Origin of the sequence: Burkholderia territorii (assembly GCF_902833055.1) — a bacterium.
GTDB classification, from domain to species: domain Bacteria; phylum Pseudomonadota; class Gammaproteobacteria; order Burkholderiales; family Burkholderiaceae; genus Burkholderia; species Burkholderia territorii.
Genome location: NZ_CADFEJ010000104.1, coordinates 1 through 527, shown reverse-complemented (window position 1 = coordinate 527; position 527 = coordinate 1). Strand labels below are relative to the sequence as shown.

The 527-nt window shown below is 70.2% G+C and carries 1 protein-coding gene; it reads left to right on the top strand.

From position 1 onward, the window contains the following. On the top strand, positions 1–527 hold a 527-nt coding region (locus tag HW466_RS31225), incomplete at both ends, for an acyl-CoA dehydrogenase family protein (RefSeq protein ID WP_176316156.1).

The window sequence follows — 527 nt, the reverse complement described above, 5'->3', positions numbered from 1 at the left end:
GGCGCGGCCAGCCCTATCGCCTGGTCGGCCACAAGTGGTTCTTCTCCGCGCCCCAATGCGATGCGCACCTGGTGCTGGCGCGCACCGACGAGCACGCCGGCATTTCCTGCTTCTACGTGCCGCGCTTCTCGCCCGACGGCAGCAAGAACGCGGTGCAGGTGCAGCGCCTCAAGGACAAGCTCGGCAACCGCTCGAACGCGAGCAGCGAGATGGAATTCCTCGATGCCTACGGCGTGATGGTCGGCGAGGAAGGGCGCGGCGTGCCGACCATCATCGAGATGGCGAACATGACGCGGCTCGACTGCGTGATCGGCAGCGCCGCGCTGATGCGGGCCGCGCTGGTGCAGGCGACCCATCCCGCGCGGCACCGCAGCGACTTCGGCCGGCTGCTGGCCGAGCAGCCGCTGATGCGCAACGTGCTGGCGGACCTCGCGATCGAATCGGAGGCGGCCACCATGCTGTTCATGCGCCTGGCCGACGCGGTCGAGCACGACGACGGCAGCTCGGCCGAGGCGCGCGGCTGGCGC